The organism is Streptomyces sp. 2131.1 (assembly GCF_900105515.1).
Classification (GTDB): domain Bacteria; phylum Actinomycetota; class Actinomycetes; order Streptomycetales; family Streptomycetaceae; genus Streptomyces; species Streptomyces drozdowiczii.
The window spans coordinates 5,353,953-5,369,543 of record NZ_FNSY01000001.1; the positions used below are offsets into that span (position 1 = coordinate 5,353,953).

Consider the following 15,591-nt stretch of genomic DNA (forward strand, 5'->3'; position numbering starts at 1 on the left):
CGAGGAGCAACTCATGGCGGGCAGCAGCCACGGACACACCCCGGCCGCCTGGACCGGTGTCATCATCGCCTTCATCGGCTTCTGCGTCGCGGGCGTCTTCATGGTCGCGGCCAACCCGCTCGGCTTCTGGGCCGGCATGGGCGTCGTCCTCATCGGTGGTGTCGTCGGCCTCGCGATGAAGGCCGCGGGCCTCGGCATGCCGAAGGAGTCGGCCGAGCTGACCGCGGCCCGGGCGCGCGCCGGCCAGGCGCAGACCTCCTGACCGGGAGACGTACGCATGCGAGGCGCAGCCCGGACCGGGCTGCGCCTTTCCGCGTCTGCGGCGACAATCACCGGGTGGACGCAACGCCTACCCCCGCCGCCCCTTCGGCCCCCGGCCCCGGCCCGGTGACCGCCGCCCCCGGACCGCCGGTCTTCCCCCGCGCCCCCTCGGGGGCGTCCCGGCTGCGCCGCGTCGCCGTCCCGGCGGGCGTGCTGGCCGCCGTAGTCGGAGCCTTCGGATACGTCGCCACCGTCGACCCGAACGAGCCCGGCCACTACCCCGTCTGCCCGATGCTGCGGTTCGCCGGGATCTATTGCCCCGGCTGCGGGGGCCTGCGCAGCGCCCACGCCTTCGCCCACGGCGACCTCGCCGCCGCCTTCGGCGCCAACGCCCCGGCCGTCGTCGGCTACGGGATCTTCGCCGTCCTGTGGGCCGTGTGGCTGGTCCGCGAGGTCCGCGGCAGGCCCCTGCGCATCGCGCTGCGGCCGGTGCACTGGTGGGCGATCGGGGCCGTGCTGCTGATCTTCACCGTCGTCCGGAACCTGCCCTTCGGATCCGCGCTCGCCCCGTGAAGTCCCAGGTTGTGGGACGGCACGTGGCCGAATGCGGGCCCAGCGGCCCGCTGCGGATACCATCGGAGTGGCTGACCCTGTGGCCTGTTACGTTTCCTTGTCACCGTTCCGGAAGGGGACCGCTCGCGTGAGTGTGCTCGACGAGATCATCGACGGCGTCCGCGCCGACCTCGCGGAGCGGCAGGCGCGCGTCAGCCTCGACGAGCTCAAGGAACGCGCCGCCCGCGCCCCCCGTGCCAAGGACGGCGTCGCCGCCCTGCGCGGCGAGGGCGTCACCGTCATCTGCGAGGTCAAGCGCTCCAGCCCCTCCAAGGGCGCGCTGGCCGCCATCGCCGACCCGGCCGCGCTCGCCGCGGACTACGAGGCCGGCGGGGCGTCCGTCATCTCCGTCCTCACCGAGGAGCGCCGCTTCGGCGGCTCGCTGGCCGACCTGGAGGCCGTCCGCGCCAAGGTCGACATCCCGGTCCTCCGCAAGGACTTCATCGTCACCTCGTACCAGCTGTGGGAGGCGCGCGCGTACGGCGCCGACCTCGCTCTGCTGATCGTCGCCGCCCTCGAACAGGAGGCGCTGGTCTCCCTCATCGAGCGCGCCGAGTCCATCGGCCTCACGCCGCTGGTCGAGGCCCACGACGAGGAGGAGGCCGAGCGCGCCGTCGAGGCCGGGGCCCGGATCATCGGCGTCAACGCCCGCAACCTCAAGGACCTCAAGGTCGACCGCTCCACCTTCGAGCGCGTCGCCCCCGAGATCCCCGACCACATCGTCAAGGTCGCCGAGTCCGGCGTCCGCGGCCCGCACGACCTGATCGCCTACGCCAACGCCGGCGCGGACGCCGTGCTCGTCGGCGAGTCCCTGGTCACCGGCCGCGACCCGCGGACCGCCGTCGCCGACCTGGTCGCCGCAGGCGCCCACCCGGCCCTGCGCCACGGGCGGGGCTGAGCCCGGACGTGTCCCCCCTCCCGCACCCCGAGCCCATGCGCTGCGCCCTGCCCTCGTGGCACCGCGGCTGCCGGGCTCCGGCGCGCCGTGTGCACGGCCGTCGGGTGCGGTACGTGATCGGCGCCGAACCCGGTCAGGTCAACGGCATGCGATGGCGCACGGGGCCCGCGCAGCAGAGCGAGCCCCGGCCGCCGCACCACCCCGCCCGCGAGGGCGCGCGCTGACGTGCGGCCGAAACCGCCCCGGTCACGGACCGGGGCGGCGCTCCGCTCGTGCGGCGCAGACGGTGAAACCACCCCTGCCATCACGAGGAGCACGTCCCGTATGTCTTCCGACTTCTTCATTCCGGACCCCGAGGGTCTGATCCCCAGCGCCGAGGGCTACTTCGGCGCGTACGGCGGAAAGTTCATCCCGGAGGCGCTCGTCGCCGCCGTGGACGAGGTCGCCGTCGAGTACGAGAAGGCCAAGTCCGACCCCGCCTTCGCCGCCGAGCTCGGCGAGCTGATGGTCCACTACACCGGCCGGCCCAGCGCCCTCACCGAGGTGCCCCGCTTCGCCGAGCACGCCGGCGGCGCCCGGGTGTTCCTCAAGCGCGAGGACCTCAACCACACCGGCTCGCACAAGATCAACAACGTGCTGGGGCAGGCCCTGCTGACCCGGCGCATGGGCAAGACCCGCGTCATCGCGGAGACCGGCGCCGGACAGCACGGCGTCGCCACCGCGACCGCCTGCGCCCTGTTCGGCCTCGACTGCACCATCTACATGGGCGAGATCGACACCCGGCGCCAGGCGCTGAACGTGGCGCGCATGCGGATCCTCGGCGCCGAGGTCATCGCCGTGAAGTCCGGCTCCCGCACCCTCAAGGACGCCATCAACGAGGCGTTCCGCGACTGGGTCGCCAACGTGGACCGCACTCACTACCTCTTCGGTACGGTCGCGGGCCCGCACCCCTTCCCGGCGATGGTCCGCGACTTCCACCGCGTCATCGGCGTGGAGGCCAGACGGCAGATCCTGGAGCAGGCCGGCCGGCTGCCGGACGCCGCCGTGGCCTGCGTCGGCGGCGGCTCCAACGCCATCGGCCTCTTCCACGCCTTCGTGCCCGACGCGGACGTCCGCCTCATCGGCTGCGAGCCGGCCGGCCACGGCGTGGAGACCGGGGAGCACGCGGCGACCCTGACCGCGGGCGAGCCCGGCATCCTGCACGGCTCGCGCAGCTACGTCCTCCAGGACGACGAGGGCCAGATCACCGAGCCGTACTCCATCTCGGCGGGCCTGGACTACCCGGGCATCGGGCCCGAGCACGCGTACCTCAAGGACGTGGGCCGCGGCGAGTACCGTGCCGTCACCGACGACGCGGCCATGCAGGCCCTGCGCCTGCTCTCCCGCACCGAGGGCATCATCCCGGCCATCGAGAGCGCGCACGCGCTGGCCGGGGCCCTGGAGGTCGGCAAGGAGCTGGGCAAGGACGGGCTGATCCTGGTCAACCTGTCCGGGCGTGGCGACAAGGACATGGACACTGCGGCCCGCTACTTCGGGCTGTACGACACGGACGCCGCCGTGGAGGCGGACGCCGACAGCGCGAACGCGGAGATCGAGGGGGACGTCCGGTGAGCGGCAACATCGAACTGCTGAACACGACGCTCGCCGCCGCGCGGGCCGAGGACAGGGCCGCGCTCATCGCGTACCTGCCGGCCGGCTTCCCGACCGTCGACGGCGGCATCGAGGCCGTCAAGGCCGTCGTGGCGGGCGGCGCCGACGTCGTCGAGGTGGGGCTGCCGCACAGCGACCCGGTCCTCGACGGCCCGGTGATCCAGACCGCCGACGACATCGCACTGCGCGGCGGCGTGCGGATCGCCGACGTGATGCGCACGGTGCGCGAGGCGCACGAGGCGACCGGGGCGCCGATCCTCGTCATGACGTACTGGAACCCGATCGACCGGTACGGCGTCGAGCGCTTCACCGCCGAGCTGGCCGAGGCGGGCGGCGCCGGGTGCATCCTGCCCGACCTGCCGGTCCAGGAGTCCGCGCTGTGGCGCGAGCACGCCGGGCGGCACGGCCTCGCCACCGTCTTCGTCGTCGCGCCCAGCAGCAAGGACGCCCGGATCGCGACCATCACCGACGCGGGCTCCGGCTTCGTCTACGCCGCCTCCCTGATGGGCGTCACCGGCACCCGTGCCTCGGTCGGCGCCCAGGCCCGGGACCTGGTCCGGCGCACCCGCGCCACCACCGAGCTGCCGGTCTGCGTCGGCCTCGGCGTGTCCGACGCCGCCCAGGCCGCCGAGGTCGCCGGCTTCGCCGACGGCGTCATCGTCGGCTCGGCCTTCGTCAAGCGGATGCTGGACGCCCCCGACGAGGCGGCCGGTCTCGCGGCCGTCCGCTCGCTGGCGGCCGAGCTTGCCGAAGGTGTTCGAAAGCGCTGACACCCGGGGTAACCCGAACGGGTGGAGATCGGTCCGGGGAGGCACGCGAGTGCCTCCCCGGGTCGTTTGCGCGGTGTGAGCGAGAAGAACGAACAGGGTAAGAGGGCCGCGCGAGACCGGCTGATCCAGCAGCGCGAGCAGGCGAAGGCGCGCGACCGCCGGCGCCGCACGCTGATCGTGTCCACGGCCGTGGTGGGGGTGCTGGGCCTGGCCGCCGTCGTCGGCGTCATCGCGGCGAACACGGGCGGCAAGAGCGACAAGTCCAAGGCGTCCGGGCCCGCCGTCGCTCCCTCGGGCGCGACCGGCAAGGACGCCCTGGCGATCCGGGTCGGCGCGGACGACGCCCCGTCCACCCTCACCATCTGGGAGGACTTCCGCTGCCCGGTCTGCGCCCAGTTCGAGAACGCGTTCCGCGACACGATCCACGAGATGGAGCGCAGCGGCCAGATCAAGGTCGACTACCACCTCGCCACGATCATCGACGGCAACATGGGCGGCAGCGGCTCCCTCAAGGCGGCCAACGCGGCGGCCTGCGCGCAGGACGCCGGCAAGTTCTCCGCGTACCACGACGTGCTGTACCGCAACCAGCCGCCGGAGACCGACGACGCCTTCGGGGACAACGACAAGCTGATCGACCTCGCCAAGAAGGTCGACGGGCTGGACACCCCCGGGTTCCGCAGCTGCGTCGAGGACGGCAAGCACGACGCGTGGGTGCAGAAGTCCAACAAGGCCTTCAGCGACGGCGGCTTCCAGGGCACGCCCACCGCCCTGCTCAACGGCGAGTCGATCTTCCCGAAGAAGGGCGACGAGGCGATCACCGAGGCCAACCTGAAGAAGTGGGTCGAGGAGGCCAACAAGGGCAAGAAGCCGGGCACCGCGACGCCCGCGCCGTAGGTCACGGCACGGGGCCGATCGGGGGAACCGATGACCCGCTCGTTACCCAGACGTTGCCGGGCGGGTTGTCCTACCTCCCGCCCGGCAGGGTAGCGTCGACGCTGCCATGAACCTTGCCTACATTCCCAGCCCGTCGACCGGCGTGATCGATCTCGGACCGATCCCGCTCCGCGGCTACGCGTTCTGCATCATCATCGGTGTCTTCGTCGCCGTCTGGTTCGGCAACAAGCGCTGGGTCGCCCGAGGAGGCACCGCCGGCACCGTTGCCGACATCGCCGTCTGGGCCGTGCCCTTCGGGCTGGTCGGCGGCCGGCTCTACCACGTCATCACCGACTACCAGCTGTACTTCAGCGACGGTGAGGACTGGGTCGACGCCTTCAAGATCTGGCAGGGCGGCCTCGGTATCTGGGGTGCGATCGCGCTGGGCGCGGTCGGTGCCTGGATCGGCTGCCGCCGCCGCGGGATCCCGCTGCCCGCCTGGGCCGACGCCCTCGCCCCCGGCATCGCCCTCGCCCAGGCGTGCGGCCGCTGGGGCAACTGGTTCAACCAGGAGCTGTACGGCAAGGCGACGGACGTCCCCTGGGCGCTGAAGATCAGCGAGGGCCCGAACCGGGTCGCGGGCACCTACCACCCGACGTTCCTGTACGAGTCCCTGTGGTGCGTCGGCGTGGCGCTCCTGGTGGTCTGGGCCGACCGCCGCTTCAAGCTCGGGCACGGGCGGGCGTTCGCGCTGTACGTCGCGGCGTACTGCGCGGGCCGGGCGTGGATCGAGTACATGCGCGTCGACGAGGCCCACCACATCCTGGGCCTGCGGCTGAACGTGTGGACCGCGATCATCGTGTTCGTGCTGGCGGTGACGTACATCGTGGTCTCGGCGAAGGTCCGGCCGGGGCGCGAGGAGATCGTCGAGCCGCAGGCGCCGGAGGCGCCGGAATCCTCGGACGAGGCGGACGAGGCCGAGGCGGACGAGCCGGAGGCCGCGGAGGCGGACACCGACGCGAAGCCGGACGCGGACGTGGATTCGCCGAAGGCGGACGGTACGGCCGAGGCCGCGAAGGGCTGACGTCGCGCGCCAGCTGGGTGAGGGGCCGCCGAGATTCTCGGCGGCCCCTTCGCCGTCGTCGGGTGTCCTCAATCGCCGGACGGGCTTGATGTGGCGCCCGCCGTCGAATCTGTCCCGTCGGCTGACGTGGGCGGTGCGGCGAAAATCCAGCCCGTCCGGCGATTGAGGACAAAGGGGTCAGGTGGAGTGCCGGCTCACCGCTTTCGTTCGGCCAGCGCCAGCGTCCGCCGCGCCTGCGCAACCACCGCCGCGTCGACGAAGCGGCCGTCCGGCAGGGCCTGGGCGCCCGTCTGGTCGCGGGCCGCTTCGATGATCTCCCAAGCGGCCTCGACCTCCTGCGGGGTCGGGCGGAAGGCGCGTTCGATCACCGGGAGCTGGCGGGGGTGGATCGCCGCCCGGCCCAGGAAACCCAGGGCGCGCCCGTGGGCGCAGGAGGACCAGAGGCCGTCCAGGTCCCGGACGTCCGCGAAGACGGACTGCGTCGGCGGGGCCAGTCCGGCCGCCCGGGCCGCGACCACCACCCGGCTGCGCGACCAGTCGAGCCCCGCGTCCTCCCGTACGCCGAGGTCGGCGCGGAGGTCCGCCTCGCCCAGGGCGATGGCGCGGACCTGGGGGTGGGCGGCGGCCACCGAGTACGCGTGCTCGATGCCGAGGGCCGACTCCAGCAGCGGGCAGAGGGCGACCCCGGGGGCCAGCGCCGCGACGTGGTGCACGGACGCGGCGTGGGTGATCTTCGGCAGCCGCAGCCCGCCGAGCCCCGGCAGCCCGGCCAGCGCCAGGACGTCCGCCTCGTCGTTGACCCGCACATGCACCGGCGGCGCCGCGCCGGACGGCGGGTCGGACAGCAGCTCCACCGTCGCGGCGCGGGCGTACTCCTTGCGGTCGGGGGCGACCGCGTCCTCCAGGTCCACGATCACCACGTCCGCCCCCGAGGCGGCGGCCTTGCGCACGACGTCCGGCCGGTCCCCGGGCACGTACAGCAGGGTGAGGGGCGCCGCCGCGTTCACAGCACCCGCTCCGCCCGCAGGGCCGAGATCTCGGGCCCGCTCAGCCCCAGCTCGGCGAGGATCTCCTCGGTGTCGGCGCCGTGCGGGCGCCCCGTCCAGCGGATCGCCCCCGGGGTCCGGGAGAGACGGAAGAGGACGTTCTGCATCCGCAGCGGGCCCAGCTCCGGATCGTCGACCTCGGTGACCGAGTCCAGCGCGCGGTACTGCGGGTCCTCCATGACGTCCCGGACGTCGTGGATGGGCGCGATGGCGGCCTCCGCCTTCTCGAACGCGGACAGGGCCTCATCCCGGGAGTGCCGGGCGATCCAGTGGCCGACGGCCTCGTCCAGCTCGTCGCTGTGCTCGGCGCGGGTGGAGCCCGAGGCGAACCACGGCTCGTCGATCAGGTCCGGCCGCCCGACCAGCCGCATCACCCGCTCCGCGACGGACTGCGCGGAGGTCGAGACGGCCACCCACTGCCCGTCCGAGGTGCGGTAGGTGTTGCGCGGGGCGTTGTTGCGCGACCGGTTCCCGGTGCGCGGCTGCACGTAACCCAGCTGGTCGTACCAGAGGGGCTGCGGGCCGAGCACGGTCAGGATCGGCTCGATGATCGCCATGTCGACGACCTGCCCCTCTCCGGTGCGGTCCCGGCCGGCCAGCGCGGCCATCACCGCGTACGCCGTGGCGAGCGCGGCGATCGAGTCGGCGAGCCCGAACGGCGGCAGGGTCGGCGGCCCGTCCGGCTCCCCGGTGATCGCCGCGAAGCCGCTCATCGCCTCGGCGAGCGTCCCGAAGCCGGGCCGGTGGGCGTACGGGCCGAACTGGCCGAAGCCCGTGACGCGTACCAGCACGAGCCGCGGGTTGACGGCGTGCAGCTCGTCGGGGCCGAGACCCCACCGCTCCAGCGTGCCCGGCCGGAAGTTCTCGATGATCACATCGGTGTCCGCAGCGAGCCGCAGGAGCAGATCGCGGCCCTCCGGGGCGGAGAGGTCGAGCGTCAGGTTGCGCTTGTTGCGGCCGAGGAGCTTCCACCACAGGCCGACGCCGTCCTTGGCGGGGCCGTGGCCCCGGGACGGGTCGGGGCGCGTCGGGTGCTCGACCTTGATCACCTCGGCGCCGAAGTCGCCGAGCATCGTCGCGCAGAGCGGGCCCGCGAAGAGCGTGGCGAGGTCGACGACCCGCAGTCCGGTCAGCGGCGGCGCCGCGGGGGCGCTCACGCGGCGTCGATTTCGCTGCGGTACGGCATGGAGACCGAGGCGCCCGGCTTCTGCACGCAGAGCGCGGCGGCGGCCGAGGCCCAGGCGATGGCCTGCGGGATCGGCCGCCGTTCGCCGAGCGCCACGGCGAGGGTGCCGACGAAGGTGTCCCCGGCGCCGGTGGTGTCGACGGCGGTGACGTCCGGGGCGGGGAAGTGGATGGTCCGGCTGCCCCGGGCCGCGTACAGGCAGCCCTTCGAACCGAGCGTGATGAGCACCGCCGGGACCTGTCCGAGCAGGATCTCCGCCGCGGCGTGCGGGTCGTCGTAGCCGGACAGTTCGGCCGCCTCGTGCTCGTTGGGGACCAGCAGGTCGACGTGGTCGAGGAGCTCGGAGGGCAGCTCCTGCACGGGAGAGGGGGTGAGCACGGTCCGTACGCCCTGGGCGTGGCCGGCCCGCGCGCCCTCGATCACGGCGGACATGGGCAGCTCCAGCTGGAGCAGCAGCAGGTCCGCCTCGGCGATGGCGGCCATCTCGCCCGGACCGAGCGCGGTCACGGTCCCGTTCGCGCCGGGGATGACCACGATCGCGTTGGAGCCCTTGGCGTCGACCACGATGTGCGCGGTGCCGCTGGGACCCTCGGCGGTGTGCAGCAGATCGGTGTCGACGCCGGAGTGCTCCAGGTTCTCCCGCATCCGTACGCCGTACTCGTCGTCGCCGACCGCGCCGATCATCAGCACGTCGCCGCCCGCGCGGGCGGCGGCCACGGCCTGGTTGGCGCCCTTGCCGCCGGGGATGGTGCGGAACTCCCGTCCGGTGACGGTCTGTCCGAGCTCCGGGGCCCGGTCGACGTAGGCCACCAGATCCATATTGGTGCTGCCGAGCACCGCGATCCTGGTCATGGGCGGAGTGCCTCCTCGTGGGTGAGCCGGTGGGTCAGGTCGGCCAGCGTGTCGAAGCCGGTCCCGTCGAAGCCGGGGACGGACGTGGCGAGCCGGTTCTTCAGCGGGGTCGTCCACCGCTCGGGCAGCGCGTCCGGCCGCCCGGCGAGCAGACCGGCGAGCGAACCGGCGGTCGCGCCGTTGGAGTCGGTGTCCCAGCCGCCGGACACCGCCTTGCAGACGGAGCCGGTGAAGTCGCCGTCGGCGTGGGTGAGGGCGGCGGCCAGCAGGGCCGCGTTGGGCAGCACATGCACCCAGTGATACCTGCCGTACGCCGCGTGCAACCGGTCGACGACCGTATCGAAGTCCCGTTCCTCGCGGGCCGCGGCGATGCCGTCGCGTACCGCGCGCGCGTACCTGGAGCGCGGCGGCACCACGCGCAGGCCCGTGGCGAGGCAGCCGTGCACGTCGGTCTCGCCCGCGGCGGCCTCGGCCAGCGCCGCCGCCGTGAACATCGCGCCGTAGACGCCGTTCCCGGTGTGGGTGAGGACCGCGTCGCGGTACGCCTGCTCCGCCGCGCCGGCCGGGTCGTCGGGCCGGGTCCAGCCGTGCGCGTCGGCCCGGATCTGCGCGCCGATCCACTCCCGGAACGGGTTGCGGCACCGGGCGGTGTCCGGCGGCTCGATGCCGTCGAGCAGATTGCGGTACGCGATGCGCTCGGCGGTGAACGTACGCCCCGCCGGGAGCTCGTCGAGCCACAGCCGGGCCAGGTCCGCGGTGGTGAACGAGGTGCCGTGCCGCTGGAGCAGCAGCAGGGCGAGCAGCGGGTGGTTGAGGTCGTCGTCCTCGGGCATCCCGTCGATGTTCTCGGCGAGCGAGGTGGACGCGGAGCGCCGGTTCCACGGGTAGGTGGCGGCCAGCGGAGCCGGCAGGCCCCGGGCGGTGAACCAGGTGTCCAGCGGCCAGTTGCCGGTGGCCCGGGCCAGGGCGCGGATGCCTTCCAGCGGCAGCTTCTCGACCGGTTTGCCCAGCAGACAGCCGGCGGCGCGGCCCAGCCAGGCCGCGTGCAGCCGCTCCCGGCCGGCCGGCCGTACGCGCCGGGCGTGAGGCCACTGCGGGCAGGCGGCCCTGATCGCGTCCAGGCCGTCCGGCTCGTCGGCGGCCAGCGGGGACTCCAGCAGGGCGAGTTCGTCGAGCAGCCGTTCGGCGACCGCGCGCAGGCCGGGCGGGGCACCGGGGGCGGAGGCGCCGGCGCGCTCCGGGGCTGGGGAGCCGCCGGCCTCGTACCAGCGGCGGGCGAGAGCGCGCGCGTCGCGGCCGTCCTCGCCGGCCTGCCGCAGCTCGTGGCCCACCAGGTCCTCCGGCTGCACCCAGGTCACGCGCACCTCTGCGGTCACGGGGTGCCCGCCAGCGTCGCGAAGGCGGCCTCGTGGGCGCGGCGGCGGGCGGTGTCCCGGGCGAACACCTCGCGGGCCACCTCCGCCAGCGTCCGGGCCGGGGCGCGCAGATCGAGGCGGCTGGCCTCTGCGACCGTGGCCGCCCAGTCCGCGGGGACGGCCCGCTCGCCGTGGAGCGCGCCCGCGAGCGCGCCGCTCATGGTGGCGATCGAGTCGCAGTCGCGGCCGTAGTTGACCGAGCCGAGCACCGCCTGCCGGTAGTCCCCTCCGGCCACGAGCAGCATGCCGAGCGCGACGGGCAGCTCCTCGATGGCGTGCAGCCGGGACGGGCGGCGGGCACCGAGCGAGGGGGCGCGGTAGTCGGGGCCGACGGTGTCGAAGGGAGCGACGGCCTCGCGCAGCGGGGCGATCGCGGCCTCGAAGTCCTGGTGGCGGGCGGCGGTTTCGCAGACGGCCTCGATGGCGGAGCGGGTGCCGTCCTTGGCGAGGGACAGGCACGCCTCGACGACCGACGCGGGGGTCGCCCCGGGCGCGCAGGCGGCGGCGACGCCCGCCGCGAAGACGCCTGCCGCCTCCCTGCCGTAACTCGACTGATGGGCTCCCGCGACGTCGATCGCCTCGGCGTACGCCGCCCCCGGGTGGGCGGCGTTGACCAGACCGACCGGGGCCATGTACATCGCCGCCCCGCAGTTGACGATGTTCCCGGCGCCCGCCTCGCGCGGGTCGACGTGGCCGTAGTGCAGCCGGGCGACGATCCACTTCTCCGCCAGGAAGACCCGCTGGAGCGGCAGCGCCTCCGCCTCCAGCTCCGGAATCCAGCGCGGCTCGCCGATCATCTCCGGTACGAGGTGGTCGGCGACCGCGTACGCGTCGAGGTGGCCGCGCACCTTCCCGTACACCCGGACCAGCGCGTGGGTCATCAGGGTGTCGTCTGTGACGTGCCCATCTCCCTTGTGGTACGGGGCGATCGGGCGGGCGGTCCGCCAGTCGTCGCCGTCCCAGGGGCCGACGATCCCGGTGACCCCGCCCCCGTGGCGGGCCGCGATCTGCTCCGGTGAGCGGCCCTCGACCGGGCCGCCCAGCGCGTCGCCGACCGCGGCGCCGACGAGGGCGCCCGCGATCCGGTCATCGAGCGTGGGCGTCGTGGCTGTCGTGGGGGAGAGGGACGCCGCGGCTGTCGTGGGGGAGGAGGGGGACGTCGTGGGCGCCAGGGGCACGGTGGAGGTCATGTCCGAATTGTCCACCCCGGGACGCCGGTTCCGTGGCTGCCAGCAGCCCGGCGAGTTCGATCAGATCCGTGCCCGCGAGGCGGGGCAGCGCGCAGCCCGCCAGCGTCCGGCAGGTCTCCCGCCAGCCGTCGGGCACGGAGGCGATCGAGCCCAGCGCCCCGGTCAGCGCCCCGGCCAGGGCGGGCGCCGAGTCCGCGACCCGGGACAGGCAGGCCGCCGCGGGCACGGCCTGCGCGATGTCGCCCCGGGAGGCGGTGGCCAGCGCGAGGGCGACCGGTACGGTCTCGGCGGCGGCGATCCCGTAGCTGTAGACGTGGTCCACGATCTGGTGCTCCAGGACCGGTACCAGGGCGAATGCGCCGGCCCGCTCCCCGGCGAACTCCCGGGCGATCCGGACCGCGTGGGCCGCGTTGCGGGCGATCTCGGTGCCGTCGGGAAGCTGGGCGAGCGCGGCGTTCACCGCCGCGTCGACGTCCGCCCCGCCGAGCGCCTCGGCACTCGCGGCGGCCATCGCCCGCGCCCCGTGCACCCCGTCGCCGTCCTGGGTGAAGCGCGCGTCGTACTCCGCGAGGTCCGCCGCCGCGCCGGGGTCGCCGGGGTGGACGACCGCCAGCACGGCCGCCCGTACGCACGCCGCGTCGTCGAAGTAGTGCGGGTTGTCGTGGCCGGTGGCGGGCGGCCGGAGCCCGGCGGCGAGGTTGCCGAGCCCGGCCCGCACCGAGATGCGGGCCCGCAGCGGCAGCACCGCCGCCTCCACCTCGGGCGCGCGGGCCGCGGCGGCGGCGACCTCGGCGGCCAGCGCGTTCCAGGCCCCGGCCACGGCGGCCCGTACCCGTCCGTCGACGTCGTCCGGGCCGAGCCGGGGCTGTCCGGGTGCGGAGCCCGCGGCGGCCCGCCCCTGCCCCGGTCCGGCCGCCGCCAGCACCGTCCCCGCCGCGAACGCCGCCCACTCCGCGTCGTCGGACGGGCCGAGCCGCAGCGGCTCGGGCGGCTGGTTGAGCGCGATGGGCACGGGGAGGGTGGTCGTCGCGTTCTGCTCGGCGAAGGTGTCCAGCTCGCGGGTCAGGCGCCGGGTCCACTCCGGCATCCGCGCCGCCCGGTGCCGGGCCGCGGGCCACCCCGCGGCGTCCCCGGAGGCCAGCCCGATGAGCAGCCCCTCGACGCGGGCACGCCGGCCGCTCACCGGGACACCGCCCCGGCGCCCGCGGACCCGGCCGCGGCGGGGGCCGGCGGTGTGTCCTCGACGAGGGCACGGCATGTCGGTGCGGCCGGGCCCGCCCGGTCCGGTTCGGGGTCCGGTTCGTTGGTTGGGCTGTGACCGGTCCGTTCGGCCGGGATCACCCGGTCCGGTTCGTGGGCCGCCGCTGGGCTGTGACCCGTTCGTTCGGCCCGGCCCGCCGTCCGGCCGGCCGTCGGCGTACGGCGCGGTGGTTCGTCCGTCGCGGCCGCCGCGGCGGCCCCCGCCACCAGCAGGTCCGCGATGTCCACCACGTGGTGGCCCCGCATCGACGGCAGGCAGCTGCCGCGGACCGGGCCGATCGCATCCGACCAGATGCGCGGGATCGCCGACGCGCCGTGCAGGGCGCCGGACAGTGCGCCCGCCACCGCCGCCGTCGTGTCGGCGTCGCGGCCCATGTTGACCGCCGTCAGCACCGCCGTACGGAAGTCGCCGCGCGCCGCCGCGAACGCGCCGAAGGCCAGGCCCACCGCCTCCGGGGCCAGGTCGGTCCACGGGTAGCCGCCGACCACCACGGCCGAGCGGACCGCGCGTTCGCCGGTGAGGCGGTCGGGGTACGGGCGCTGCGCCGTGGTCACCGCGCGGCGCAGGGAGCGGGCGGTCCAGGAGTCCATGGGGACGACGGAGAGCGCGGCGGCGATGACGGAGGTGACCGAGGCGCCGGTCATCGCGGCGGCCACCCCGGCGGCCACCGCCTGGCCGCCGTAGATGCCCTCGCCCTCGTGGCTGACCCGGCCGTCGACCGCGACCAGCCGGGCCGCCTCGGCGGGCCGCCCGGCCGCGAAGACGCCGAAGGGCGCGGCCCGCATGGCCAGGCCGTCGCTCCAGGCGTGCCGGTGCTGCGCGGAGATCGGCGCGGCCAGGCCCCGGCGCAGGTTCTCCAGCGTGCCGCGCTCGCTGAAGCCGGCGCCCCGGAACGGCCCCTCGTCCACGTCGGCGATCCACAGCCGCCAGGCCCGCTCGACGTCGGTGACCGTCAGCTCCGAGCCGTGCCGGGCCAGCAGCAGCCCGGAGAAGATCGCGTACTCCGTGTCGTCGGTGCCCGCCGGGTCGTCGCTGACGAAGCCCTCGATCCGCCCCCAGCGGCGGCGGATCTCGGACGGCCGCATGTTCTCCGCCGGGGCGCCGAGCGCGTCCCCGACCGCGAGCCCGAGCAGCGCGCCCCTGGCCCGGTCGCGCGCCCCGCCCGGGGCCGGCTCGTCCGGGGGGTGTGCCGTCCGTGTGCCGCCCGTCCGCGGCGCCGTCGGATTTCCTGCGACCGTCTCCATCGCGTCGACCCTTCGCTCGTACCGAGCCAGTACTCGTCCCTGTGGGATCCGTTCCACGCGGAGCCCGGACGAAGGCCGGTTATGCACACAAAAGGGCCACTCGGATGAAACCTTCCGGACAGCAAGGCAAGCCGTACCTATCCGGTCACATAGCGTGGTAAGTACGGCCTTCCTTGCTGGCAGGAGCGATTTTTCGTGCGTACTTTCGATGGTGTCGAGCACCGGCGGGCGGGCAGGAGGTCCGTCGCCGGAAGCAGGGGAGAGGGATAAGCCGTGGCCATCATCGAGACCGACGCCGTACTGCACGAGGCGCACCGGGACAACCACACCCACCGCGACGTCAACGGCGGCTGGCTGCGTCCGGCGGTCTTCGGTGCGATGGACGGGCTCGTCTCGAACCTCGCCCTGATGACCGGGGTCGCCGGCGGCGACGTCTCGCACCGCACCATCGTCATCACCGGCCTCGCCGGACTGGCCGCCGGCGCCTTCTCCATGGCGGCCGGCGAGTACACCTCCGTCGCCTCCCAGCGCGAGCTGGTCGAGGCCGAGCTGGACGTCGAGCGGCGCGAGCTGCGCAAGCACCCGGTGGACGAGGAGCGGGAGCTGGCCGCGCTCTACGAGTCCCGGGGCGTCGAGCCCGCGCTCGCCCGCGAGGTCGCCCGGCAGCTCTCGCGCGACCCGGAGCAGGCCCTCGAAATTCACGCCCGCGAGGAGCTGGGCATCGACCCGGGCGACCTGCCCTCGCCGCTGGTGGCCGCCTTCTCCTCGTTCGGTGCCTTCGCGCTCGGCGCGCTGCTGCCCGTGCTGCCGTTCCTGCTGGGGGCGAGCGCGCTGTGGCCGGCCGTGCTGCTGGCGCTCGCCGGGCTGTTCGGCTGCGGCGCGGTGGTGGCCCGGGTGACCGCCCGCAGCTGGTGGTTCAGCGGACTGCGCCAGCTGGCCCTCGGTGGTGCGGCCGCCGCGATCACGTACGGGCTCGGCGCGCTGTTCGGCGTGGCCGTGGGCGGCTGACCGGAACTTCTTCCCGCCGTAACGGGCCGGTCGCGCAACCGGCCCGTTACGCGTACGCCACGCGTGTGACGTACGTCTTGGTCCGCGCCACTGGGCGGGAACGCTCCCAGCACCGTAAAATGAGTCTCTATGCAGGGCTGCACATAAGTAGCCACAACCCGGCGGTTTCGTTTGTTCCGCCACCGGGCAAGAGCCGTAGACACCGCAGGCAACGACGCCTGCTCTCCGCGTCTCCCGGGCG

Annotated in this window: 15 protein-coding genes; 8 read left to right on the forward strand and 7 right to left on the reverse strand. The window is 74.5% G+C overall.

Annotation, left to right across the window (positions count from 1 at the left end; all coding sequences use genetic code 11):
• Window positions 1-13: 13 nt before the first annotated feature.
• The 7 genes from BLW14_RS24065 to lgt all read left to right on the forward strand — a co-directional run bounded on the left by BLW14_RS24065 (window position 14) and on the right by lgt (window position 6,148).
• Complete coding sequence (locus tag BLW14_RS24065; protein ID WP_093709266.1) at window positions 14-262, forward strand: HGxxPAAW family protein; 249 nt, start codon at window positions 14-16, stop codon at window positions 260-262.
• A 125-nt stretch (window positions 263-387) separates the two neighbouring features.
• The gene (locus BLW14_RS24070; RefSeq protein WP_093709267.1) at window positions 388-834 is read left to right on the forward strand and encodes a DUF2752 domain-containing protein; all 447 of its coding nucleotides are present in this window, start codon (window positions 388-390) and stop codon (window positions 832-834) included.
• Window positions 835-961: 127 nt separating this feature from the next.
• A complete protein-coding gene (trpC, locus tag BLW14_RS24075; protein WP_018518730.1) occupies window positions 962-1,771 on the forward strand; it encodes an indole-3-glycerol phosphate synthase TrpC in 810 nt (269 codons plus the stop codon).
• 324 nt (window positions 1,772-2,095) lie between these two features.
• Window positions 2,096-3,382: a tryptophan synthase subunit beta gene (gene trpB / locus BLW14_RS24085; protein ID WP_093709269.1), complete on the forward strand. Its 1,287-nt coding sequence runs from the start codon at window positions 2,096-2,098 to the stop codon at window positions 3,380-3,382.
• Complete coding sequence (trpA, locus tag BLW14_RS24090; protein WP_093709270.1) at window positions 3,379-4,191, forward strand: tryptophan synthase subunit alpha; 813 nt, start codon at window positions 3,379-3,381, stop codon at window positions 4,189-4,191. Before trpB ends, trpA begins: the two co-directional genes overlap by 4 nt.
• Window positions 4,192-4,266: 75 nt before the next feature.
• Entirely contained in the window at window positions 4,267-5,085 is an 819-nt protein-coding gene (locus BLW14_RS24095) for a DsbA family protein (protein ID WP_093709271.1), read from the forward strand.
• A gap of 106 nt (window positions 5,086-5,191) precedes the next feature.
• On the forward strand, window positions 5,192-6,148 hold the full coding sequence (gene lgt / locus BLW14_RS24100; RefSeq protein ID WP_093709272.1) for a prolipoprotein diacylglyceryl transferase: 957 nt from the start codon (window positions 5,192-5,194) through the stop codon (window positions 6,146-6,148).
• A 194-nt stretch (window positions 6,149-6,342) separates the two neighbouring features.
• Here lgt and BLW14_RS24105 read toward each other — a convergent pair whose 3' ends face one another.
• Genes BLW14_RS24105 through BLW14_RS24135 form a run of 7 tightly spaced genes read right to left on the reverse strand, consistent with a single transcriptional unit; the run spans window position 6,343 to window position 14,342 of the window.
• Window positions 6,343-7,155: an HpcH/HpaI aldolase/citrate lyase family protein gene (locus BLW14_RS24105; protein WP_093709273.1), complete on the reverse strand. Its 813-nt coding sequence runs from the start codon at window positions 7,153-7,155 to the stop codon at window positions 6,343-6,345.
• Window positions 7,152-8,351 carry a CaiB/BaiF CoA transferase family protein gene (locus tag BLW14_RS24110; protein WP_093709274.1) on the reverse strand — a complete coding sequence of 400 codons (1,200 nt, stop codon included), beginning with the start codon at window positions 8,349-8,351 and terminating at the stop codon, window positions 7,152-7,154. The genes BLW14_RS24105 and BLW14_RS24110 overlap by 4 nt, the downstream gene beginning before the upstream one ends.
• On the reverse strand, window positions 8,348-9,232 hold the full coding sequence (gene rbsK, locus BLW14_RS24115; RefSeq protein WP_093709275.1) for a ribokinase: 885 nt from the start codon (window positions 9,230-9,232) through the stop codon (window positions 8,348-8,350). The genes BLW14_RS24110 and rbsK overlap by 4 nt, the downstream gene beginning before the upstream one ends.
• On the reverse strand, window positions 9,229-10,608 hold the full coding sequence (locus BLW14_RS24120) for an ADP-ribosylglycohydrolase family protein (protein ID WP_093709276.1): 1,380 nt from the start codon (window positions 10,606-10,608) through the stop codon (window positions 9,229-9,231). The genes rbsK and BLW14_RS24120 overlap by 4 nt, the downstream gene beginning before the upstream one ends.
• Complete coding sequence (locus BLW14_RS24125) at window positions 10,605-11,837, reverse strand: ADP-ribosylglycohydrolase family protein (protein WP_093709277.1); 1,233 nt, start codon at window positions 11,835-11,837, stop codon at window positions 10,605-10,607. Before BLW14_RS24125 ends, BLW14_RS24120 begins: the two co-directional genes overlap by 4 nt.
• Complete coding sequence (locus tag BLW14_RS24130; protein ID WP_093709278.1) at window positions 11,734-13,020, reverse strand: ADP-ribosylglycohydrolase family protein; 1,287 nt, start codon at window positions 13,018-13,020, stop codon at window positions 11,734-11,736. The genes BLW14_RS24125 and BLW14_RS24130 overlap by 104 nt, the downstream gene beginning before the upstream one ends.
• Entirely contained in the window at window positions 13,017-14,342 is a 1,326-nt protein-coding gene (locus tag BLW14_RS24135; protein ID WP_256332869.1) for an ADP-ribosylglycohydrolase family protein, read from the reverse strand. Before BLW14_RS24135 ends, BLW14_RS24130 begins: the two co-directional genes overlap by 4 nt.
• Window positions 14,343-14,615: 273 nt before the next feature.
• Between BLW14_RS24135 and BLW14_RS24140 the strand changes: the two genes are divergently transcribed.
• The gene (locus BLW14_RS24140; protein ID WP_018518742.1) at window positions 14,616-15,350 is read left to right on the forward strand and encodes a VIT1/CCC1 transporter family protein; all 735 of its coding nucleotides are present in this window, start codon (window positions 14,616-14,618) and stop codon (window positions 15,348-15,350) included.
• The last annotated feature ends 241 nt before the right edge of the window (window positions 15,351-15,591 follow it).

Coding starts and splice junctions, on each gene's coding strand:
- BLW14_RS24065 (WP_093709266.1), top strand. CDS start 14: ATGGCGGGCAGCAGCCACGGACACACCCCGGCCGCCTGGACCGGTGTC.
- trpB (WP_093709269.1), top strand. CDS start 2,096: ATGTCTTCCGACTTCTTCATTCCGGACCCCGAGGGTCTGATCCCCAGC.
- lgt (WP_093709272.1), top strand. CDS start 5,192: ATGAACCTTGCCTACATTCCCAGCCCGTCGACCGGCGTGATCGATCTC.
- rbsK (WP_093709275.1), bottom strand. CDS start 9,232: ATGACCAGGATCGCGGTGCTCGGCAGCACCAATATGGATCTGGTGGCC.
- BLW14_RS24125 (WP_093709277.1), bottom strand. CDS start 11,837: ATGACCTCCACCGTGCCCCTGGCGCCCACGACGTCCCCCTCCTCCCCC.
- BLW14_RS24135 (WP_256332869.1), bottom strand. CDS start 14,342: ATGGAGACGGTCGCAGGAAATCCGACGGCGCCGCGGACGGGCGGCACA.